Raw genomic sequence first — 21810 nt, forward strand, 5'->3', positions numbered from 1 at the left:
CAGGGGACTCACCTCGTCAACCTAGAGGCGACAGTGTTAACGACCCGTTAACCCGCAGGCAGAAGACGGGAAGGGCTATCCCTCGATCGGGGCGTTTTCCCCAAGCGGTGTGTCCAGCGCCGGGGCAAGGATACGGTCCACCGGCCAGATCACCTCGACGATCGCGCCGCACCGTTCGGGCCGTTCTTCCGGGGTCAGGAACGGGTCTGATCCGTTCGCGAAGCTGAGCTCGGCGCCGGTGCGTTCCAGCAGGGTCTTTGCGATGAACAGCCCAAGGCCCATGCCTTCGTATTCCGGGCGTCTGGCCGCGTCCGTCTCGCTCCGGCGTCTGCGCACGAACGGGTCGCCGATGCGGCCGATCAGATGCGGCGGATAGCCGTCGCCATCGTCGACGATGCGCACGACGATGCGGCGGTCGCTCCAGCGGCCCTCAACCCAGACATTGCCGGCTGCGAAATCCACTGCGTTCTGCATCAGGTTGCGCAGGCCGTGGATGATCTCGGGGCTTCGGCGGATCGTGGGCTGGCGCCCGCCTTCCGCTTCTGCGACCAGTTCGAAATGAACGGTCTTGCCGCGGTTCAGGTGGGGTTCGCTGGCCTCGCGGAGAACGGCATCCAGCGGTGCCTGATGCATCTGCCTGTCGTCCTTGCCGGCCCTGCCCATGGATCGCATGATGTCGCGGCAGCGGTCGGCCTGATCGCGGATCAGCCGCGCGTCATCCTGCAACGCGGGCCGGTCCGACAGTTCCTCGATCAGTTCCGATGACACCAGCTTGATCGTGGCCAGCGGTGTTCCCAGTTCATGCGCCGCAGCGGCGACGACGCCGCCCAGATCGGTCAGCTTCTGTTCCCGTGCGAGGGCCATCTGCGTGGCCAGAAGTGCGTCTGACATCGTCCGGATTTCGGATGAAACCCGTTGCGTATAAAGCGACATGAAGACGACGCCGATCACGATCGACAGCCAGAAGCCGAACTCGAACAGCGGCGGGACCGCGAATTCGGAGCCGTCCGAAAGGCGCATCGGGATGTTCAATAGCGCTGTCAGGGTGACAAGGACGATCGCCGCAAGCCCAAGGATCACCGTCTGGCGCACCTGAAGCGCCGAGGCCGAGATCGTCACCGGCGCCAGCACCAGCAGGGCAAAGGGATTGTCCATGCCACCCGTCAGGAACAGAAGCAGGCAAAGCTGTGCCAGATCGAACAGCAGGATCATGAGCGCTTCGGTATCGCTCAGCCTTTTGTTTTCCGGAAAGATGAAAATGAAGATCAGGTTCGAGATGATCGAGGCGCCGATCGTCATGAAGCAGAGGCCCAGAGGCACCTGCATGTCGAAATACCGGATGCTGACCGCAATCGCCGCAAGTTGGCCGGCGATCGCCATCCACCGCAACAGGATCAGCGTCCGAAGCCGCATGCTTTCGCGGGTGTCGGTGCGGACATTGATGCCCGCAAGCGGAGGTGTCATGACGCGCCTTGCTGTCGCGGAAGGGATTTTTCCATTGTTACGAAGCCCGCAATGAAGGATCAATGACGCATGTTTGACGCGGGTGACCGCGCATCGGAATGCAAGGGTGAATGATGATGAAGCTTTACGCCGGGGTCGCTGCCGGCGCCATCGTGGCGCTGGTCGGGGGCACCTACCTTTACAGCCAGCTTGCAGCGCCGGATGACGTCTTTGCCCAGTGCCGGGGCGGGCAGGTCGGCGGTGGTGCCATCGGCGGCCCGTTCACGCTGATCGACGAGAACGAAAAGACCGTCACCGACAGGGACGTGATCACCGGGCCGTCGCTTGTGTATTTCGGCTATACCTTCTGCCCGGATGTCTGCCCGCTGGACAATGCGCGCAACGCCGAGGCGGTGGATATCCTTGAAGAGAGGGGCATCGAGGTTACCCCGGTGTTCATCTCGGTCGATCCGAAGCGCGACACGCCCGAGGTTCTGCGCGATTTCACCGATAACCTGCACCCGCGCATGATCGGCCTGACCGGAACGCCCGAACAGATCCAGGAAGCGTCAAAAGCCTACAAGACCTATTTCAAGATCCAGGATCCCGAAGAAGAGTTCTATCTGATCGACCATTCGACCTTTACCTATCTGGTCTTTCCTGAAATCGGCTTCGTGGAATTCTTCCGGCGCGAAGAGACGCCGGATGAAATGGCACAGCGTGTGGCCTGTTTCGTCGAGGCGGCGGCAACCCAAGGTCAAAATTGACCAGCGGGCAAAAGCAACCTAGATTCATTCCAATTCGTGAATAGTAAGGAAACGCAAATGTCCGAAGATCTGGGTGCGGAACTGGGGCCGGATCGCAGCCTGCTGCTTGTTGACGATGACGAAGCCTTCGTGAAACGCCTTGCCCGGGCGATGGAAAAGCGGGGCTTCATTCCGGAAACCGCGGAAAGTGTTGCCGCCGGAAAGGCCATTGCCCAGACCCGACCGCCAGCTTATGCGGTGGTGGATCTTCGGCTTGAAGACGGCAACGGCCTTGATGTGGTGGAAACCCTGCGCGAAAAGCGCCCGGATTGCCGGATCGTCGTACTGACCGGATACGGGGCGATTGCCACGGCGGTTGCTGCGGTGAAGGTCGGTGCCACCGATTATCTTTCAAAACCGGCCGATGCAAACGAAATTACCGCGGCACTTCTGGCAAAGGGCGATGCCCTTCCGCCGCCACCGGAAAATCCTATGTCGGCTGATCGGGTGCGTTGGGAACATATCCAGCGGGTCTATGAAATGTGCGACCGGAACGTTTCCGAAACCGCCCGTCGCCTGAACATGCATCGCCGGACCCTTCAGAGAATTCTGGCCAAACGCAGCCCGCGCTGAAGCCATTTCCGGAATTTCTGGCCAATTCACGTCTGATCGGATATCCACATTTTACATCCGCTTTTAAAGCGGGACGTTTTTGTGGAAGCAATGATCCGTTTTCAATTCGAATGACGGATCTTCGAAAGGATCAGACGTGGATACCGATATCAATTCCCTTTCGCTCAAGGAGCTGAAGGAACTTCAGGCCCGCATTGCGCGCGCCATTTCCAGCTATGAGGATCGCCGCAAGAAGGAAGCCCTTGCCGAGCTTGAGGAAAAGGCCCGCCAGATGGGTTTCTCGCTTGCCGAACTGACCGGGGCTTCGACCGGTCGGACGAAGGCCCCGGTTGCGCCGAAATACGCCAATCCCGCCAACAGGTCGGAAACCTGGTCGGGGCGCGGGCGCAAGCCGCGCTGGTTCGAAGAGGCGCTGAAAGCCGGCAAATCGCCCTCGGATCTGGCTATCTGAGGCTGACGAATCCGGTTGCGTGGCGGGTCAAGCGACGTACGCCACGCGATCACATGTTTTCCATCAATTCCCGGTGCCGGCTGATGAAATTGGCGCGCACCTCGGCAGGGGGGCGCAGTTCGATCACCATCCCCGAAATAAGGCCGGGGTCGGGACATCCGAACAGGCGATCGGCCTCGGTCCGGGAAAAACCGGCGATGTGAACCGCCTCCATCCATGCCGAAATCCGGTCGGCCGCCTTGATCGCCTTCTTGATCGGCGACGGCGTCACGGCCGGAAGACCGAACCGCAAGTGGATCGCGGCGGTCAGCCTTTCGTCAAGTGCGCCATATCCCGGACCGACGGCGGCCTTCACCGGGCTGATCATGTCGCCGATCACATATTCGGGGGCGTCATGCAGCAGCGCGGCCAATTGCCAGCGGGGGGCGATATCGGGATTCTGTCGGCTGAACAGCCGTTCCACCAGAAGGGAGTGTTCGGCCACCGAATAGGGCCAATCCCCCAGGGTCTGACCATTCCAGCGCGCCACGAAGGCAAGGCCGTGGGCAATATCCTCGATCTCTATATCGACCGGTGTCGGGTCGAGAAGATCAAGCCGGCGGCCCGACAGCATGCGCTGCCATGCACGCGGTGTGCGGCCCTTGCCGCTTTCGGACACAGGCATGATGCTTTGCTTTTCCCCCGACATTGTCGCGAACCCTTCAAGGTGCTATGTGCACCGCAAAGCGAGAATTGCCAAGGAGTGCGCCAAATGGCGAAGGATTACATAGTCAGGGATATCGGGCTGGCCGAATTCGGCCGGAAAGAGCTGGATATCGCCGAAACGGAAATGCCGGGCCTGATGGCGCTGCGCGAGGAATTCGGCGCGGCAAAACCCCTCAAGGGCGCCCGCATCGCCGGATCGCTGCACATGACGATCCAGACCGCCGTCCTGATCGAAACGCTTGTCGCGCTGGGTGCGGATGTGCGCTGGGCCTCGTGCAACATCTTCTCGACGCAGGATCACGCGGCGGCGGCAATTGCCGCTTCGGGCGTGCCGGTCTTTGCGATCAAGGGCGAATCGCTGGAAGATTACTGGGCCTATACCGACAAGATCTTCCAGTTCCCGGAAGGCACCTGCAACATGATCCTCGACGATGGCGGGGATGCAACGCTGTATATCCTGCTTGGTGCGCGGGTCGAGGCCGGTGAAACCGACCTGATCACCGTGCCGACCAGTGACGAAGAAGTCTGCCTGTTCAACCAGATCAAGAAGCGTCTGGCGGAGTCGCCCGGCTGGTTCACGAAACAGCGTGAAGCCATCAAGGGCGTGTCCGAGGAAACCACCACCGGCGTGCATCGTCTGTATGACCTGCACAAGAAGGGCATGCTGCCCTTCCCGGCGATCAACGTGAACGACAGTGTGACGAAGTCGAAGTTCGACAACAAGTATGGCTGCAAGGAATCCCTGGTCGATGGCATCCGCCGCGCCACCGATACGATGATGGCCGGCAAGGTGGCCGTCGTCTGCGGTTACGGCGATGTGGGCAAGGGCTCGGCCGCCTCGCTCCGCGGCGCCGGTGCCCGCGTGAAGGTGACCGAGGTTGACCCGATCTGCGCGCTTCAGGCGGCGATGGACGGCTTCGAGGTTGTCGTGCTGGAAGATGTGGTGCGGGATGCCGACATCTTCATCACCACCACCGGCAACAAGGACGTGATCCGTATCGAGCACATGCGCGAGATGAAGGACATGGCCATCGTCGGCAACATCGGCCATTTCGACAACGAGATCCAGGTCGCGGCCCTGCGCAACCACAAATGGACCAACATCAAGGATCAGGTGGACATGATCGAAATGCCTTCGGGCAGCCGTATCATCCTTCTGTCCGAAGGCCGTCTCTTGAACCTCGGCAATGCCACCGGGCATCCTTCGTTCGTGATGTCGGCCTCGTTCACCAACCAGGTTCTTGCGCAGATCGAACTGTGGACCAAGGGCAAGGATTATGCCCCCGGCGTCTACATCCTGCCGAAGCACCTGGATGAAAAGGTGGCCCGCCTGCATCTGAAGAAGATCGGCGTGAAACTGACCGAACTGCGCCCGGAACAGGCCGATTACATCGGCGTCAAGGTCGACGGGCCGTTCAAGTCGGATCACTACCGCTACTGACCGCACGAAGTTCATTCGGTTCGGCGCAGCGCCCTTTGCGGGGCGCTGCGTTCTTTTTGCAACTTCCCCCCGGCTGCCTTGTCCATTCTTTTGCAAACGTGTCGCGCCCTGCCTATTCTGCGCCAAAAAACAATCAATGGTATGGGCAGTGACCAATGGAAGAAGAAAGCAAACGTGATCGCGTCCGCGGCAAGCTGCTGGAAAGCCTGCCGAAAGGCGGGATCGTGGCCGAGGTGGGCGTCTGGGAAGGCAATTTCTCGAAACGCATTCTGGAAATCTGCCAGCCGAAGGAACTTCACCTGATCGACCCGTGGCTTTACCAGCCCGAGTTCGCGAATACCGGTTTCGGCCGCAAGAAGAACGAAAACCGGATGGAAGAGATCTATCAGGGCGTCGTCGCGGCCTTCCGTGACGACAAACGGGTGATCATCCACCGGGCGACCTCGGACGAGGCGCTGGCCGCGTTGAAGGATGGATACCTCGACTGGGTCTATCTCGACGGAAACCACAACGAACCCTTCATCGACAATGACATCGCGCTGAGCCTGAAGAAGGTGAAGCACGACGGCATCATCTGCGGCGACGATTTCAACTGGCAGGCCACCACAAGCGGCGCCCCGGTGAAGCATGCCGTGGAAAAGGCCGTTGCCGGACTGGGCGATCAGGCCAGCCTGAGCCTGATGGCGAACCAGTGGACGATCCGTCTGAACCGTCCCGCGCCCAAGGCCCGGGGGGGAAAGAAATAGCCATATTTCCCTTTGTGGGCGAATGAGTTTCGCCTAAGCTTTCGGCATTCCGCTGATCCCGGATGTGTCCGGGCCGTGCGGCCAAGTGAAAACCAACGGGAACGAGGAGCCTGATAGAATGAGCAAACGTGACGAACTGATCGCCAAGTATGCCGACGATCTGCGCAACAAGTGCAAGATGAATCCCGACATGGCCCTTCTGACGAAGGTGACCATCGGCTGCGGTCCCGCGATCTACAACGCCGACAGCGAAACCGTCGCGGCCTCGGACCCTGAAGAGATCGAACGGGTGAAGAAGAACTTCCTGATGAAGAAGCTTGGCCTGGCCGACAGCCCCAAGCTGGGCGAGGCGATCGATGCCGTCGTCGATACCTACGGCAAGTCCGAGCGCAACAAGTACCGCGCCGTCGTCTACTACATGCTGACCAAGCATTTCGGCAAGGAAGGCGTCTACAAGTAAGACGCCCCGCAGGTGTGATGGCCCGCGTTCCCCGTGGGGCGCGGGCTTTTCATTGCAGGACGTCCACGCTCAGCACCGTTGGCAGATGCCGCGCAATCTCTTGCCATGTCTCGCCCCCGTCGTCGCTGTGGAAGACTGATCCGCTGTTTGTGCCGAAGGACAGGCGGGCATCGGCGTCGATCGCCATCGCCTGCCGCAGGACGGTGAAGAAGCAGCCTTCCTGCGGCAATCCGTTGCGCAGCGCCTGCCATGTCTGGCCGCCATCCTGCGTGCGCCAGACGGCGCAGGCCGCATCCGGCGGATAGCGTCCCTGCATGTCGCCGTTCAGCGGCACGACCCAGGCAGTCTGCGAGTCGGCGGGATGCGCGGCGACCGGGAACCCGAAGGTGGAGGGCAGGCCTTCGGTCACGTCCTGCCAGTTGCGGCCATCATCGGTGCTGCGGAACACGCCGTGATGGTTCTGCTGCCAGATCACGCCCTCGGCCGACCGTCCCATGTTGTGCACGCAATGGCCGATCTCGTGGCCGCAGGGTGCGGCCGGATGCCGGTGCCCGCCATGATCGGCGGCCGCATTGGTCAGCCGGTTGCGCCTGTCCCAGGTTTCGCCGCGATCCTCGCTGGCAAAGACACCCGCTGCCGATATCCCGATCCAGAGCCGGTTTGCATCGGCTTCGTCGGTGACGACCGTGTGCAGGACAAGCCCCGCCGCGCCGGGGTTCCATTCGTCCCGGCTGGGGTGTTGCGCCAGCCCCTCGCAGCGCGTCCAGGTCATGCCCCGGTCATCGCTGACGAACAGATTGGCGGGTTTCGTGCCGGCATAGAGCCGGTTTCCGGCGTGATGGATCGACCAGACCGAATCCACCGTGCCCTTGAAGGGCGCGTCCGGGTCGGGGCCGCGGCCCGCCATTTCGACGAAGGTCGGGTCATTGGCCAACCATGCATCCATCTGTCCGTTCGACAACAGCGACAGCGACCACGTCGCCCCGCCATCATCCGAACGCCAGATGCCGGCACCGAACCAGTCATTCCCGCCCGCGGCCCAGATCGTTCCCCCGGCCGGATCGCCCGCCATCTGGTTGATCGGCCATCCGTCGCAGAATGGCCCCCGTGCCCGCCAGCCCGTTCGACCGTTTTCCAGCAGGAAAGCACCCTTCGTCGTTCCGACAAGCAAGACCTGCATCGGACCCTCCCGTTCGCAAGCGCAGTCTAGCACGAACCCGTCAGGCCCAAAGCGAATTGGAAAGAACCTGATTTTAGAATGAGTTGGTTCAAACTTGTCGGGCTTCGGCTTTGCCCTCGTCGCGCGATTCGGCTAAGGATAAGGCAACAGGGCAGGATGCCCGGGACCCTTTCGGAACACGTGCGGTGCTAGGGGAGCGCGTGGGGTGGATGGAGGGTCCCGTAGGGGTGCGGGGCCCTCCATTTCCAGAAAACATCAGGGTTCCACGCCGCCCATCCGGCACACGATCCGCCATTCCTCGTCCGTCACGGGCTGGACCGAAAGGCGGGTGTTATTGACCAGCGCCATCTTTTCCAGCCCCGGTTCCACCTTGCAATCTTCCAGCGTCACGGGCCGGGCCAGCGGCCGCACGGCCCGGATATGCACGCAATCCCAACGCGGATCGTCCGTTGTGCTGTCGGGGGCGCTTTCGGCGCAGACCTCGACAATGCCCACAACCTCTTTCCCGACGTTCGAATGATAGAAGAATCCCAGGTCGCCGATCTTCATCGCGCGCATGTTGTTGCGGGCCTGATAGTTGCGGACCCCGCCCCATTCCTCGCCCGCGGCGCCCTTGGCCACCTGCTGATCCCAGCTCCAGGTGTCCGGTTCGGATTTGAACAGCCAGTAGGCCATCAGCCGACCACCTTCTTCCATTCGCGGATGTCGACGCTGGCGAAAAGCCCTGCCTTGGCATAGGGGTCCGCCTTGGCCCAGGCCTCGGCGTCCGCAAGCGTTTCGACATTCAGGATCACAAGCGATCCGGTCATCTCGCCCGCAGGGCTCAGGAACGGACCCGCCATTTCCACGATGCCGCTTTCCCGGATGTGTTCCAGGTGTGCCGGGCGGTTTTCCTGACGGATCGAAAGGCTGTCGGGTTTGTCGATGCAGATCAGCGCGACGCGCATGGGATCACTCCTGTTTCAACGGGCGGGACATCAGTGTGCGTACGGCCTCGGCCAGGGTAACATGGCCTTCGGTCAGGGCCGCGACCATCGCGGTAACGGGCATTGCGATGCCCACGCGTTCGGCCAGATCGGTCACGGCGCGGGCGGTCGCGACGCCTTCGACGGTCGCGGACTCATCGACCGGCTGGCCCGAACCAAGCGCCAGACCATGACGGAAATTCCGCGACTGGGGCGAGGTGCAGGTCAGCACCAGATCGCCAAAACCCGAAAGCCCTGTCAGCGTCTCGCCACGGGCGCCCCGGCTTTCGGCAAAGCGCACCATTTCGGCAAAGCCGCGTGTCATCAGGGCGGCGCGGGCGGAATCGCCAAGGCCCGCGCCGATGACGATGCCCGCCGCAATGGCGATCACGTTCTTCAGCGCGCCGCCGAGTTCCGCGCCGACCACGTCGGTCGTGCGATAAAGCCGCAGCACCGCCGTCGACAGGTCATGCTGAAGCCGCAGCCCTTCGGCATCGTCCGCGCAGGCCAGCGTCAGCGCTGTCGGCAGGCCACGGGCGATATCGGCGGCAAAGCTGGGGCCGGTCAGGATCGCGCCCGTTGTCCCCGGCAGGACCGACCGGATCACCCCCACGGGGCCAAGCCCAAGCCGCAGGTCCACACCCTTGCAGCAGGCGACCAGCTTGCGCCCGGCCAGACGTGGGGCGTTGTCTTGCAGAAAGCCGCGCAGCGCCTGCGCGGGCATCGCCAGAAGCACGGTATCGGCCCCGACATCGCCGATTTCCGCAGAAACAGTGACGTTTTCCGGCAGCGACACGGCCGACTGGCTCCGATGTTTCAGGTTGCGGCCCCACAGCGTGACCGGGCGTTCGCGGCCGATGGCCACGGCCAGCGATGTGCCGAACGCCCCCGCCCCCAGAACCGCGATCATGCCTTCGCCCCTTTCTTGCCGGATCCGATCAGCGCGGGCGCTGTGCTGTCAAGCGGCCAGCGCGGGCGCGCCACCAGATCCTGGCCATCGCGCGCGCCGTGACGGAACCGTTCGATCCCGGCCCAGGCGATCATCGCGGCATTGTCGGTACACAGGGACAGCGGCGGTGCGACGAACCCAAGCCCGAGGTCGGCGGCGACGGTTTCAAGCCTCGCGCGGATGGTCGTGTTCGCGGCCACCCCGCCCGCAACGGCAAGGCTAGGCGCATGCGGACGCAGGTCCAGATAATCCCCGATCGCCCGGCGCGTCTTTTCCGCCAGCACATCGGTGACGGCCGCCTGAAACCCGGCGCAGAGATCGGCGCGATCCGCCCGCGTCAGGCCGCCCTTTTCTGCAAGGATCTTGTCACGTTCACGCAGGACGGCGGTCTTCAGCCCGGAAAAGGACATGTCGCACCCCGGTCTGTCCAAAAGCGGGCGCGGCAGGGCGAACCGTCTTCGGTCGCCCTGTTCCGCCTCGCGTTCCACCGAGGGGCCGCCGGGTTGCGGCAGGCCAAGCAGTTTCGCGACCTTGTCGAATGCCTCGCCCGGCGCGTCGTCGATAGAACCGCCGATGCGGGTGAAATCCTCTTCACCCCGGACGATCAGGAACTGGCAATGTCCGCCTGAAACCAGCAGCATCAGATACGGAAAACCAAGCCCGTCGGTCAGGCGCGGGGTCAGGGCGTGCCCGGCAAGATGGTTCACGCCGACAAGCGGCAGGCCGGTGGCGGCGGCCAGCCCCTTGGCGCACATCACCCCGGCCAGAACCCCGCCGATCAGCCCCGGCCCCGCCGTCACGGCGATGGCGTCGATCCCGTTCAGGTCGGTGCCTGCCTGTGTCAGCGCCTCTTCGACGCAAAGATCGACGCGTTCCGCATGGGCGCGTGCGGCAAGTTCGGGCACGACACCGCCGAACGGCGCGTGCAGGTCCGTCTGTCCGCTGACGACCGACGACAGGATCTGCGGCGCCTGTCCGGCGTCCAGCCGGACGACTGCCGCGGCGGTGTCGTCGCAACTCGATTCTATGCCAAGGACGGTGAGGCGGTGCATGGGCGTCGTTGTCAGGGGCTTTCCCCGCAGGTAACACTGGGTGCATGGCCACACAATCCCGCATGCCGATTCTTCTGACCCGCCCGCAGGCGCAATCGGAACGGTTCGCGGCCGATCTGGAACGGGCGCGGCCGGGTGTGGCAGAGATCATGATCTCGCCCCTGATGGCGCCCGACCTTGTGCTGCGGGATGTGCCCGCGGGCCCGTTTTCCGGGGTCATCTTCAGTTCCGAAACCGGGGTTGAGGCGGCGCTGCCCTTTCGGGCATCCTTGCCGGATCTGGCCTATTGCGTGGGTGATCGGACGGCCGCCGCCGCCGCCGCCGCGGGGTTCAGGCCCGTCCCGGCCGAGGGCGACGCGGAATCGATGATCCGGCTGATCCGGGGCGAGGCTCCGGCCGGAAGGCTGATCCACCTGCACGGCGAGGATACACGCGGCGATGTTGCGCAACGATTGACTGCCGCCGGAATAGAGACAGTTTCTGTCATAGCCTACCGGCAGGTTCCGCAGGCGATGTCGGCAGCGGCCGAGGTCCTGCTGAAGGGGCAGGGCGGCGTCATCGTCCCGCTTTTTTCGCCCCGGACGGCCAGCCTGTTCTGTGCGGCCTATCGGGCGATTGGCGGGAAGGCGCCGCTTGGAGTTGTGGCGATGTCGAAAGCGGTTGACGCCAATGTCGATCTGCCGTCGGTGCGGATGCGCAAGGTGGCCCTCAATCCCGATGCCCCGTCCATGCGGCGCGCGGTGGTCGCGCTGATTGACGCAGGCCCTCCGGGTTGAGAGATGGTGTTCGAGTGATTAGGCTTTCCGCAAGGAAACGGGGTGGATCGGGTCAGGGGGTAACGGAATGAAGAAACCAAAGGGCAAGCCTGCAGAGACTCCCGCAACGGAGCCGGTCATCCTGCCGGAACCGGATGAAGCACCCGCACCCGTGCCCGAGGTTGCCGCCGAGCCGACGCCGGTCGCAGCGGAGGTGGCCGAGGCAACCGTGGCCCCGCCTGCGGCTGACGTGGATGAGGTGCTGCCGGCCGATGACGAAAGCCCCCGGCCCGCCGACGCCGGTGAAGAAATCCGGCCGGCGCCGGAACCCGTTCACGCCGCTCAGCAACCGGCACCGGCGCAGCGATCGTCCTTCCTGCCCGCGCTTCTGGGGGGTGTCCTGGCGGCCGGGATCGGTTTCGGGACCGCGCAGGTCATCAAGCCCGATGGCTGGCCCTTCCCGGGGCAGTCCGATTCCTCTGCCGCGCTGGCGGAACAGGCCCGGGCCATCGCGGCCCTTGAGGAAACCGTCGCGGGCCTGAAGACGGAAAATCAGTCGGCCCAGGCGGATCTGGCGGCAAGGCTGGATGCGGCCGCCGAAGGTCTGACGGGATTGGGCGAAAGGCTTGCGGCGATCGAGGCCACTCCGGCGGCGGCAGAGGTCGATCTCGCCCCCGTCATGGCCGAGATCGAGGCATTGAAGGCGCAACTGGCAAGCCAGCCCGATGTTGCCGCCGACATCACCGCGCAGATCGAGGCCGCGAATGCCGCCGCCGCCGCCCGTCTGGCCGAGGCCGAGGCGAACGCTGCCCAGATGCGGGACGAGGCCGAGCGCCTCGCGATGCAGGCTGCGGCCCGGCAGGCGGCCACCGCGCTTCTGGCTGCGGCAGATGCGGGCCAGCCCTTTGCCGGGGAACTTCAGGCCCTATCGTCCGCGGGGGTCACGGTGCCCGATGCCCTGACCGCGGCCGCCGAGGCCGGTATCCCGACGCTTGCCGCCTTGCGGGACGGGTTTGCCGACCCGGCGCGCGCGGCGCTTGCGGCCTCCGTCCAGGTCGAGGCAGGCGATGCCCTGACCGACCGGCTGGCCACATTCCTCAAGACCCAGACCAATGCGAGGTCCCTTGAACCGCGCGAGGGCGACGATCCCGACGCCATCCTGTCGCGGGCCGAGGCCGCGGTGCGGGAAAACGACCTGCAGGCCGCGCTTGACCTGATCGCAACGCTGCCCGAAGACGGGCAGGCGGCAATGGCCACCTGGGCGGGCATGGCCGGTCAGCGCCTGAGCGTGATGCAGGCGATCCGGGACATCACCCAATCTCTGGCGGAATGAGGGGCGCGAAATGATCTGGTCCTTGCTCAAGGTTCTGTTGTTCGTCGCGGCCATCGCCGGGCTGACCTATGGCGCTGGTGTCCTGATGGACACCGACGGCGGCATCCGCATCGCCGCCGCCGGATACGAGGTGACGCTTGGCCCCTTGCAGGCGGCGATTGCCACGCTTCTGCTGCTGTTCGCGCTGTGGCTGGTAATGAAGATCGCGGGGCTTGTCGTGGCGGTCCTGCGGTTCCTCAATGGGGATGAAACCGCCGTCTCGCGCTATTTCGACCGCAACCGCGAACGCAAGGGCTATCAGGCCCTTGCCGACGGGATGATCGCGCTGGCCTCGGGCGAGGGTCGCACGGCAATGGTGCGGGCCGCGAAGGCCGAAAAATACCTCAACAAGCCGGAACTGACGACGCTTCTGACGGCGCAGGCCGCCGAACTGGTCGGCGACGGCAAGCGCGCGACCGAGGCCTACAAGCTGCTGCTGGCCGATGAAAAGACCCGCTTTGTCGGTGTGCGCGGGCTGATGTTGCAGAAGATCGAAGAGGGCGACACGGCCACCGCGCTGAAACTCGCGGAAAAGGCCTTTGTGCTGAAACCCAAGCACCCCGAGATGCAGGATATCCTGCTGAAGCTGCAGGCCGATGCGCATGACTGGAAGGGCGCTCGGGCGACGCTGGGGGCCAAGCTGAAATCCGGCGACCTGCCCCGCGATGTCTATCGTCGGCGCGATGCCGTGCTTGCGCTTCAGGAAGCGAAAACGGTGTTTGACGAAAACGCCACGATCGAGGCGCGCGAAGCGGCGATCGAGGCCAACCGCCTGTCGCCTGACCTGATCCCGGCTGCGGCCATGGCGGCGCGCGGCTTGATGGAGGCGGGCAAGAAGAAGGATGCGACACGCGTCCTGAAAAAGGCATGGGCGACCCGCCCGCATCCCGATCTGGCCGCCGCCTTCGCCGAGATCGAACCCGATGAAAGCCCGCAGGCCCGGATCAAGCGTTTTCGCGCCCTGACCGATGTGCACAAGGAGGATCCGGAAACCCGGATACTTCTGGCGGAACTCAACATCACGGCCGAGGATTTCCCGGCGGCGCGCCGCGCGCTTGGCGACCTGGCCACATCGCACCCGACCCAGCGGTCGCTGGCGGTCATGGCGGCCATCGAACGTGGCGAAGGCTCGGACGAGGCGGTCGTGCGCGGTTGGCTCGCACGCGCGCTCACGGCGCCGCGTGGCCCGCAATGGTGCTGCGACAAGTGTCAGGCGATCCATGCGCAATGGGTTCCGATCTGCGAGAACTGCGGCGGGTTCGACACCCTGAGCTGGCGTGAACCGCCGGAAGGCACCGGCCCGAGCGCCACAGGAACGGAGTTGCTGCCGCTTCTGGTCGGCACGCCCGTCGCCCCCGAGCCCGAGGCTGACACCGCCGACGCCCCTGCCGAAGTGGTCGATGCCGAGGTTGTTCCGCCGAATGAAAAATAGGGCTACACACCGCATTTCGACGGTGCTAATAGCCCGCTACCGCCTCTGACCCGATCAGGGAAACGATGCGGCTGGCCACGGACAGACCCGGAACGGGCCGTGCCAGTGAAGGCTGTCGGTATGGCTCGGTTGGTCGGGCACGTCATTTGCAAAGAGCGGTTCCGCTTGCGAAAGACGTGTAAAGCCAAGCAGTTAGATCGGGGGTTGAATTGTTGGCAGGGCCATAGTAGGGCCAAGCCAGAGAAGAGTGCCGCTGTAGCTCAGCTGGTAGAGCACGTCATTCGTAATGATGGGGTCGGGGGTTCGAGTCCCTTCAGCGGCACCAGTCTTCTCTGGATAAACCCTTCCGTTCCAATAGCTTAGATGTCGCCATGCACACTGCGTGGACGAGACGATCCCAAGGGTCGGATTGCGGATGCGGCGTTCGACGCCACTGACGCAGGTGCAGTGCCGGACGGCTTTCGCTTGCCATCCGTCCCATGGCGGGATATCGGCTCCGCTTCGCGTTTGGCCCCCGATTGTTGAGATTTGCGGGAGCGGGTGCTAGAATCGCGCTAACTTGCGCCACCTGGGTTTGGCGCGCCATCTGGAGGACAATGTCCTGTCTCATTCTGATCCTGCGACCGGGCTGCCGGTCGGACCGAGGGCGGCGCGTATGACCGCCGCAGGTGATAGCGAGCCTGCTTCCGAAGAGCTTCTGGCACGGGTCCTGCAATCGCTTGAGGACGACAAGGCCGAGGAAGTCGTGCAGATCGACCTGCGCGGTCGTTCCGACATGGCCGATTACATGGTGATCTGCTCGGGCCGTTCGTCGCGGCAGGTCGCGGCCATCGCGGAAAAGCTGGCCGACCGGCTGAAGCAGGATTTCGGGCTGCTTTGCAAGATGGAAGGCAAGGAAACCGGCGACTGGGTGCTGATCGACTCGGGCGATGTGATCGTCCATGTCTTCCGGCCCGAGGTGCGCGAGTTCTATCAGCTTGAAAAGATGTGGCTGCCCAGCGGGCAGGCGGCGTCGAAGGCCTGATGCGGGTTCACCTCTGTGCGGTCGGGCGGTTGCGGTCCGGGCCGGAGCGCGGCCTTGTGGATGATTACATCCAGCGGTTCGACCGCACCGGGCGCGGGCTTGGCCTGGGGCCGGTGACCGAACACGAAGTCGAGGACAGGCGTGGCGGCGGCATGACGGTCGAGGCGGATCTTCTGGACCGCGCCATCCCCTCTGGCGCGCTGGTCTGCACGCTGGACGAACGCGGGCGCGTCCTTTCCAGCCCCGAATTCGCCGAACAGCTTGCGAAATGGCGCGATGGCGGTCGGCAGGATGTGGCCTTCGTGATCGGCGGCGCCGACGGCATTGCACCCCCGCTTCGGGACCGGGCCGATTTCTCGATCAGTTTCGGGCGCATGGTCTGGCCGCACATGCTGGTTCGGGTGATGCTGGCCGAACAGCTTTATCGCGCGGCGGGCATCCTGGCGGGAACGCCCTATCATCGCGCCTGAGGACATGGAAACCTGCGCCTTGCGCAGTGCTGCGCGGTTGAAGCGGGCGGGCGCAAGGCGTAGAACGCGCGAGGATACCAAAGAAAGGCGTGCCAATGTCCGTTTCGAAACCGGTCGTCCTGTGCATTCTTGACGGTTGGGGCCATCGGGAAGAGACCGAGGCCAATGCACCGGCGCTGGCCCGCACGCCCAACTTCGACCGCATCTGGAAGGATTGCCCCCACAACCTGCTGGTGACACATGGCCCGGACGTCGGCCTGCCCACGGGCCAGATGGGCAATTCCGAAGTCGGGCACACGAACATCGGTGCCGGGCGGGTCGTGGCGATGGATCTGGGCCAGATCGACCTTGCGATCGAGGAGGGATCATTCGACCGCAACCCGGCGATCCTGTCGTTCATCGACCGGCTCAGGGCGACGGGAGGCCGTGCGCATCTGATGGGCGTCGTCTCGGACGGGGGGGTGCATGGCCACATCACCCACATGCTGGCGGCGGCGCGGGTGCTGCGGGCGGGCGGCTGCGACGTGGTGATCCACGCCATCACCGACGGGCGTGACGTGCCGCCGTCGTCGGCACGGGGCTACATGCAGCAGTTGCTGGCCGGCCTGCCCGAGGGCGTCAGCATCGGCACCGTGATCGGCCGTTACTGGGCGATGGATCGCGACAACCGGTGGGACCGCGTCGAACGCGCCTATGCCGCGATGGTCCGCGGCGAGGGCGAGGCGGCCCCCGATGCGCTGGCGGCAGTCGAGGTCTCGTATCGCGCGGGCGGCACGGATGAATTCATCGCGCCCACGGTCATCGGCGATTACGCCGGCGCGCGGGATGGCGACGGGTTGTTCTGCCTGAATTTCCGGGCGGACCGGGCGCGGGAAATCCTGGCAGCGATCGGCCAGCCCGGCTTTGATGCCTTCGACACCGGCCGTCGGCCGGGGTGGTCGGCGCTTCTGGGGATGGTCGACTATTCCGTGGACCACAACGCCTACATGACCACGGCCTATCCCAAGCAGGAAATCCGCAACACCCTTGGCGAATGGGTCGCAAGCCAGGGCCGGACCCAGTTCCGCCTGGCCGAGACGGAAAAATACCCGCATGTCACCTTCTTCCTGAACGGCGGGACCGAGGCGCCCAATACGGGCGAAGACCGGTTCATGCCGAAGTCGCCGAAGGTGGCCACCTATGACCTGAAGCCGGAAATGAGCGCGGGCGAGGTGACGGATCGTTTCGTGGCGGCCATCGAGGCCGGTTACGACCTGATCGTGGTCAACTATGCCAACCCCGACATGGTCGGGCATACCGGCGATCTGGCCGCCGCCATCGCCGCCTGCGAGGCGGTGGATCAGGGTCTGGGCCGGGCGCTGGCCGCGCTGGACAAGGCGGGCGGGGCGATGATCGTGACCGCCGACCACGGCAATTGCGAGGTGATGGTGGACCCGGAAACCGGTGGGCCTCACACCGCGCATACGACGAACCCGGTGCCGGTCATCCTTGTCGGTGGGCGTGCGGGCGCGCATCTGCGGCCGGGGCGACTGGCCGATCTTGCCCCGACGCTGCTGCAACTGATGGGCCTTCCGAAGCCGCCCGAGATGACGGGGGAAAGCCTGATCGAATGATCGCGCGGGTTCTGGCCTCTGCCCTGATGGTCTGGGTTCTGGCGGCAGCCCCTGCCGCGCGGGCGGCGGACGTCCGTGACATCGCCGCCGAGGCCGCGCGCGAGCTTGAACAGGCGGTGGCCGACCTAGACAGCGCGACCGCGGCCAAGGATCGCATCGCGGCGCTGACGCGCACCATCGGCGCCTATGAACGGGGCCTTGCCGCGATGCGCGAAGGGCTGCGCCAGGCGCGCGTGCGCGAAACGGCGCTGCAACTGCAGTTCGATGCCAAGCGCGCCCGTGTCGCGCAGCTTCTGGGCGTGCTGAGCCGGATCGAAAGCGATCCCGCGCCGCTGTTGCTGCTGCATCCGTCGGGCCCACTGGGGACGGCGCGGTCGGGCATGATGCTGTCCGAGGTCACCCCGGCGCTTCAGGCCGAGGCCGACGCGCTTCGGGTAGAGTTGGAAGAGATGCGCGATCTGCGCGCGGTGCAGGTGGCCGCGGGGCAGACGCTTGAACGGGGCCTATCTGCCGCGCAACAGGCGCGTTCCGCGCTCAGCCAGGCGATGTCGGACCGGACGGAACTGCCCCGGCGCTTTACCGAAGATCCCGAAACCCTGCGCGGGCTTCTGGAAAGCGCCGATACGCTGGATGCCTTTTCCCAGGGGCTGGCGCTGAACCTAGCCGATGACGGCGGAACCGGTTCGTTCCTCGGCGCAAAGGGGGCCATTCCGTTGCCGGTTCTGGGAACGGTCATCCGCCGCGCGAACGAAACCGACGCCAGCGGCGTGGCCCGCCCCGGCATTGTCCTTGCCACGCGGCCGCGGGCGCTGGTCACGTCGCCAAACGGCGCCACGATCCGCTATGTGGGTCCGCTGCTCGACTACGGAAACGTGATCGTGCTTGAGCCGGGGGACGGATATCTTTTGATCGTGGCGGGGCTTGAAACCGTATATGGCTCTGTCGGCGAGGTGATCGCCGCAGGCGCCCCCATCGGCTTGATGGGTGGTGGTGAGCCGGGAGCCGCCGAGTTCCTGGTTTCCATGCAAGAAGGCGGTGGCGGACAGGATACGGAAACGCTTTATTTGGAACTGAGGCTGGGAGCAGAGCCGGTTGACCCGTCCGAGTGGTTCGCCGGAACAGCGCAACAAGCAGGAACCCAAACAGGGGAATGACTGACAGATGAGAAAGTTCGTGATGGCCGCACTGGGCGGCACGCTGGCCGGGGCGGTTCTGACGACGCAGGTTGCCGGGCCTCTTGTGGCGCAGGAGGCGGCATCGTCTTCGTCCGTCTATGAACAGCTCGACCTGTTCGGCGACATCTTCGAACGGATCCGCGGCCAGTATGTCGAGGAGGTTGAGACCGACAAGCTGATCGAGGCCGCGATCAACGGGATGCTGTCGTCGCTTGATCCCCATTCCAGCTATGTGCCGCCGGACGATTTCGAGGACATGCAGGTCCAGACCCGCGGCGAGTTCGGGGGGCTGGGCATCGAGGTCACGCAGGAACAGGGGTTCGTCAAGGTCGTGGCCCCCATGGATGACACCCCCGCCGATGCCGCCGGGATCGAGGCGGGCGATTTCATCACCCATGTCGACGGCGAATCCGTTCTTGGCCTGACGCTGGATCAGGCGGTGGACATGATGCGCGGCCCGGTCGGGTCCGAGATCATCATCACCGTCGTTCGTGAAGGGATCGAAGAACCCTTCGACGTGTCGATCATCCGCGACACGATCAAGCTGACCGCCGTGCGCGAACGTGTGGTCGGCAAGACCATCGTGCTGCGCCTGACCACCTTCAACGACCAGACCTTCTCGGGGCTGAAGGAAGGGCTCGACAAATCCGTGGCCGAACTGGGCGGGATGGAAAACGTCGAAGGCGTGGTGATCGACCTTCGCAACAACCCCGGCGGGTTGCTAAACCAGGCGATCCTCGTGTCTGACGCCTTCCTTGAACAGGGCGAGATCGTATCGACCCGCGGCCGCGATCCCAGCGATGGCGAACGGTTCAACGCGACGCCCGGCGATCTGGCCCAGGGCAAGCCCATTGTCGTGCTGATCAACGGCGGCTCGGCTTCGGCCTCGGAGATCGTGGCGGGTGCGTTGCAGGATCATCGACGCGCGATCGTCGTGGGAACCAAGAGCTTTGGCAAAGGGTCGGTCCAGACGGTGATCCCGCTGCGCGGCGAGGGCGCGATGCGCCTGACGACGGCGCGGTATTACACGCCCTCGGGCCGGTCGATCCAGGCGCTTGGCGTGGCCCCCGACATCATCGTGAACCAGCCCCGCCGCGACCCGAACGCCGAAGCCGAGACCGAGACGGAAGCGGAAGACAATGGCCGGTTCGAGGCCGACCTTCGCGGCAACCTGTCGAACGACTCGATGACCGAGGATGAACGCAAGCAGCTTGAAGACGAACTGGCGCGCGCCGAGGAAGCCGCCAAGCTGCGCGACGAGGATTATCAGCTGGCCTATGCCGTGGATATCCTCAAGGGCCTTTCGGCCATCGCCCCGAAACCCTGACAGCAAGGGATGGGGCCGGGCAACCGGCCCCGTCGGCGCCCATCGTGACAGATCCCCTGAACCTGCCCTATCGCCCCTGCGTCGGCGTGATGCTGATCAATGACGCGGGCCTTATCTTTGCCGGCCAGCGCATCGACAGCCCGACAGCCGCCTGGCAGATGCCTCAGGGTGGCATCGACGATGGCGAAAAGCCCCGCGCCGCCGCCCTGCGCGAGTTGTGGGAAGAAACCGGTGTGACCGGCGACCTGGTCGAATTCATGGAAAAGACCAAGGGGTGGGTAACTTACGATCTGCCGCCCGAACTGCTGGGAAAGGTCTGGGGCGGCAAATTCCGGGGGCAGAAGCAGAAATGGTTCCTGTTCCGGTTCACCGGCCGGGATGACCAGATCCGGATCGATACCGACCACCCCGAATTCTCGGTCTGGAAATGGGTGACGGCGGACGAGATGGTGAAGGCGATCGTTCCGTTCAAGCGCGCCGTCTATGAACAGGTGATCGAGGCGTTCCGCCCGCATCTTGCCTGATCCGGGCGGACGTCGGGCCTATGCCTTCGGGCGGCGGTCGATCACGCGTTGCGCCTTGCCGTCGCTGCGCTTCACGCCGCCGGGCGGTTGCAGGGCCACGGTCACGGTGATCCCCAGCGTCTGCTTGATCCGCTTCTGAAGCCCGCCCGCCAGCCTCAGAGCCGCGTCGCCGGGCAAGGCCGTTGCCGGTTCTGCCAGAACCTTCATTGAATCCAGCCTGCCGTCGCGCGAAAGCTCGATCTGGAAATGCGGCGCCAGACCCTGCGTTGCCAGGATCTGTTCCTCGATCTGGCTGGGAAAGACATTGACGCCCCGCAGGATGATCATGTCGTCCGACCGCCCGCGCACCTTTTCGATCCGCCGCATGGATCGGGCCGTTCCCGGCAGCAGGCGGGTCAGGTCGCGCGTTCGGTAGCGGATCACCGGCAGCGCCTCTTTCGTCAGCGAGGTCAGTACCAGTTCCCCCACTTCCCCATCAGGCAGGACCGCGCCGGTTTCGGGGTCGATGATTTCGGGGTAGAAGTGATCTTCCCACAGGTGCAGCCCGTCCTTGGTCTCGACGCATTCCATTGCGACGCCGGGTCCGATGACCTCGGACAGTCCGTAGCAGTCGATGGCATGCATGTCGAAGGCGGTTTCGATTTCGGCCCGCATCGCGTTGGTCCAGGGTTCCCCCCCGAACATTGAGGTCTGCAACGGGCTTTCCGCCGGGTCGCGACCCTGGGCGCGGTATTCGTCCATGATCGACAGCATGTAGGACGGGGTCGCGCAGATCGTCGTGGCGCCGAAATCCTCGATCAGCGCGACCTGCCGGGGGGTCATTCCGCCCGAAACTGGCACGACCGTGCAGCCCAGCCGTTCCGCCCCGTAATGGGCACCGAATCCGCCGGTGAACAGCCCGTACCCATAGGCCACATGGACCACATCGCCGGGCCTTGTGCCCGCTGCCCGCAGGCTGCGCGCCATCAGGTTCGACCACATGTCAAGATCGTTGCGGGTGTAGCCGACCACCGTCGGTTTTCCCGTCGTCCCCGACGAGGCGTGGATGCGGATCACCCTGTCGCGCGGAACGGCGAACATCCCGAAAGGGAAGGTTTCGCGCAGGTCAGACTTTTCGGTGAAGGGAAACCGGCGCAGATCGTCCAGCGAGGTCAGATCATCGGGATGCACGCCAGCGGCCTCGAACTTCTGGCGGTAACGCGCGACGTTCCGATAGGCATGCCCAAGGCTTTGTTTCAGCCGCGCGAGTTGCAGGGCGGAGATCTCGTCTCGGGATGCGAGTTCGATCGGTTCCAGTTCTTCGGGCCTGGGGCTGAGATCGCGCATGGGGCAGTCTTTCGTTCACTC

23 protein-coding genes and 1 tRNA gene are annotated in these 21810 nt (G+C 64.5%); 16 read left to right on the forward strand and 8 right to left on the reverse strand.

The window, feature by feature from the left end; genetic code table 11:
- Positions 1 to 75 precede the first annotated feature (75 nt).
- Positions 76 to 1464 (reverse strand): sensor histidine kinase RegB, encoded by a 1389-nt coding sequence (gene regB / locus E7811_RS08295; RefSeq protein WP_136394047.1) that lies wholly within the window; start codon positions 1462 to 1464, stop codon positions 76 to 78.
- Positions 1465 to 1577: 113 nt separating this feature from the next.
- Here regB and E7811_RS08300 point away from each other — a divergent pair, with 113 nt between their 5' ends.
- From E7811_RS08300 to E7811_RS08310, 3 genes are all read left to right on the forward strand, one after another.
- Positions 1578 to 2210: an SCO family protein gene (locus E7811_RS08300; protein ID WP_136394048.1), complete on the forward strand. Its 633-nt coding sequence runs from the start codon at positions 1578 to 1580 to the stop codon at positions 2208 to 2210.
- 57 nt (positions 2211 to 2267) lie between these two features.
- Positions 2268 to 2822 carry an ActR/PrrA/RegA family redox response regulator transcription factor gene (locus E7811_RS08305; RefSeq protein ID WP_136394049.1) on the forward strand — a complete coding sequence of 185 codons (555 nt, stop codon included), beginning with the start codon at positions 2268 to 2270 and terminating at the stop codon, positions 2820 to 2822.
- A 136-nt stretch (positions 2823 to 2958) separates the two neighbouring features.
- Complete coding sequence (locus tag E7811_RS08310; protein WP_136394050.1) at positions 2959 to 3273, forward strand: H-NS histone family protein; 315 nt, start codon at positions 2959 to 2961, stop codon at positions 3271 to 3273.
- 49 nt (positions 3274 to 3322) lie between these two features.
- On the opposite strand, the gene E7811_RS08315 is transcribed toward E7811_RS08310, so the two are convergent.
- Entirely contained in the window at positions 3323 to 3961 is a 639-nt protein-coding gene (locus tag E7811_RS08315; protein ID WP_211092088.1) for an HD domain-containing protein, read from the reverse strand.
- A 63-nt stretch (positions 3962 to 4024) separates the two neighbouring features.
- Here E7811_RS08315 and ahcY point away from each other — a divergent pair, with 63 nt between their 5' ends.
- The 3 genes from ahcY to E7811_RS08330 all read left to right on the forward strand — a co-directional run bounded on the left by ahcY (position 4025) and on the right by E7811_RS08330 (position 6625).
- Positions 4025 to 5419: an adenosylhomocysteinase gene (gene ahcY / locus E7811_RS08320; protein WP_136394051.1), complete on the forward strand. Its 1395-nt coding sequence runs from the start codon at positions 4025 to 4027 to the stop codon at positions 5417 to 5419.
- Positions 5420 to 5574: 155 nt separating this feature from the next.
- Positions 5575 to 6165 (forward strand): class I SAM-dependent methyltransferase, encoded by a 591-nt coding sequence (locus E7811_RS08325; RefSeq protein ID WP_136394052.1) that lies wholly within the window; start codon positions 5575 to 5577, stop codon positions 6163 to 6165.
- Positions 6166 to 6283: 118 nt separating this feature from the next.
- Positions 6284 to 6625, forward strand: coding sequence for a DUF2853 family protein (locus tag E7811_RS08330; RefSeq protein WP_136394053.1), 342 nt, complete (start codon positions 6284 to 6286; stop codon positions 6623 to 6625).
- A 49-nt stretch (positions 6626 to 6674) separates the two neighbouring features.
- Here E7811_RS08330 and E7811_RS08335 read toward each other — a convergent pair whose 3' ends face one another.
- The 5 genes from E7811_RS08335 to tsaD form a co-directional block, all read right to left on the reverse strand.
- Positions 6675 to 7805: a WD40/YVTN/BNR-like repeat-containing protein gene (locus tag E7811_RS08335; protein WP_136394054.1), complete on the reverse strand. Its 1131-nt coding sequence runs from the start codon at positions 7803 to 7805 to the stop codon at positions 6675 to 6677.
- Between the two features lie 255 nt (positions 7806 to 8060).
- Positions 8061 to 8480 (reverse strand): EVE domain-containing protein, encoded by a 420-nt coding sequence (locus E7811_RS08340; RefSeq protein WP_136394055.1) that lies wholly within the window; start codon positions 8478 to 8480, stop codon positions 8061 to 8063.
- Entirely contained in the window at positions 8480 to 8752 is a 273-nt protein-coding gene (locus E7811_RS08345; protein ID WP_136394056.1) for a YciI family protein, read from the reverse strand. The genes E7811_RS08340 and E7811_RS08345 overlap by 1 nt, the downstream gene beginning before the upstream one ends.
- A 4-nt stretch (positions 8753 to 8756) precedes the next feature.
- Entirely contained in the window at positions 8757 to 9680 is a 924-nt protein-coding gene (locus tag E7811_RS08350) for an NAD(P)H-dependent glycerol-3-phosphate dehydrogenase (protein WP_136394057.1), read from the reverse strand.
- Complete coding sequence (gene tsaD, locus E7811_RS08355) at positions 9677 to 10771, reverse strand: tRNA (adenosine(37)-N6)-threonylcarbamoyltransferase complex transferase subunit TsaD (RefSeq protein ID WP_136394058.1); 1095 nt, start codon at positions 10769 to 10771, stop codon at positions 9677 to 9679. Before tsaD ends, E7811_RS08350 begins: the two co-directional genes overlap by 4 nt.
- A gap of 62 nt (positions 10772 to 10833) precedes the next feature.
- Between tsaD and E7811_RS08360 the strand changes: the two genes are divergently transcribed.
- The 10 genes from E7811_RS08360 to E7811_RS08405 all read left to right on the forward strand — a co-directional run bounded on the left by E7811_RS08360 (position 10834) and on the right by E7811_RS08405 (position 20463).
- Positions 10834 to 11547 carry a uroporphyrinogen-III synthase gene (locus tag E7811_RS08360; RefSeq protein WP_168732953.1) on the forward strand — a complete coding sequence of 238 codons (714 nt, stop codon included), beginning with the start codon at positions 10834 to 10836 and terminating at the stop codon, positions 11545 to 11547.
- Between the two features lie 67 nt (positions 11548 to 11614).
- Positions 11615 to 12859, forward strand: coding sequence for a COG4223 family protein (locus E7811_RS08365; RefSeq protein WP_136394060.1), 1245 nt, complete (start codon positions 11615 to 11617; stop codon positions 12857 to 12859).
- 10 nt (positions 12860 to 12869) lie between these two features.
- Positions 12870 to 14330, forward strand: coding sequence for a heme biosynthesis protein HemY (locus tag E7811_RS08370; protein ID WP_136394061.1), 1461 nt, complete (start codon positions 12870 to 12872; stop codon positions 14328 to 14330).
- A 249-nt stretch (positions 14331 to 14579) separates the two neighbouring features.
- Positions 14580 to 14655, forward strand: a tRNA-Thr gene (locus tag E7811_RS08375).
- A 330-nt stretch (positions 14656 to 14985) separates the two neighbouring features.
- A complete protein-coding gene (gene rsfS / locus E7811_RS08380) occupies positions 14986 to 15354 on the forward strand; it encodes a ribosome silencing factor (RefSeq protein WP_136394062.1) in 369 nt (122 codons plus the stop codon).
- Positions 15354 to 15824, forward strand: coding sequence for a 23S rRNA (pseudouridine(1915)-N(3))-methyltransferase RlmH (rlmH, locus tag E7811_RS08385; protein ID WP_136394063.1), 471 nt, complete (start codon positions 15354 to 15356; stop codon positions 15822 to 15824). Before rsfS ends, rlmH begins: the two co-directional genes overlap by 1 nt.
- Before the next feature lie 95 nt (positions 15825 to 15919).
- Positions 15920 to 17437, forward strand: a complete 1518-nt coding sequence (gene gpmI, locus E7811_RS08390; protein WP_136394064.1) for a 2,3-bisphosphoglycerate-independent phosphoglycerate mutase — start codon at positions 15920 to 15922, stop codon at positions 17435 to 17437.
- On the forward strand, positions 17434 to 18591 hold the full coding sequence (locus tag E7811_RS08395) for a murein hydrolase activator EnvC family protein (protein WP_136394065.1): 1158 nt from the start codon (positions 17434 to 17436) through the stop codon (positions 18589 to 18591). The genes gpmI and E7811_RS08395 overlap by 4 nt, the downstream gene beginning before the upstream one ends.
- A gap of 7 nt (positions 18592 to 18598) precedes the next feature.
- Positions 18599 to 19939: a S41 family peptidase gene (locus E7811_RS08400; protein WP_136394066.1), complete on the forward strand. Its 1341-nt coding sequence runs from the start codon at positions 18599 to 18601 to the stop codon at positions 19937 to 19939.
- A gap of 41 nt (positions 19940 to 19980) precedes the next feature.
- On the forward strand, positions 19981 to 20463 hold the full coding sequence (locus E7811_RS08405; protein ID WP_281277036.1) for an RNA pyrophosphohydrolase: 483 nt from the start codon (positions 19981 to 19983) through the stop codon (positions 20461 to 20463).
- Positions 20464 to 20481: 18 nt separating this feature from the next.
- Here E7811_RS08405 and paaK read toward each other — a convergent pair whose 3' ends face one another.
- Positions 20482 to 21789: a phenylacetate--CoA ligase PaaK gene (paaK, locus tag E7811_RS08410; protein WP_136394067.1), complete on the reverse strand. Its 1308-nt coding sequence runs from the start codon at positions 21787 to 21789 to the stop codon at positions 20482 to 20484.
- Positions 21790 to 21810 lie beyond the last annotated feature (21 nt).

It is taken from the genome of Aliigemmobacter aestuarii, from assembly GCF_004799285.1.
GTDB lineage: Bacteria > Pseudomonadota > Alphaproteobacteria > Rhodobacterales > Rhodobacteraceae > Aliigemmobacter > Aliigemmobacter aestuarii.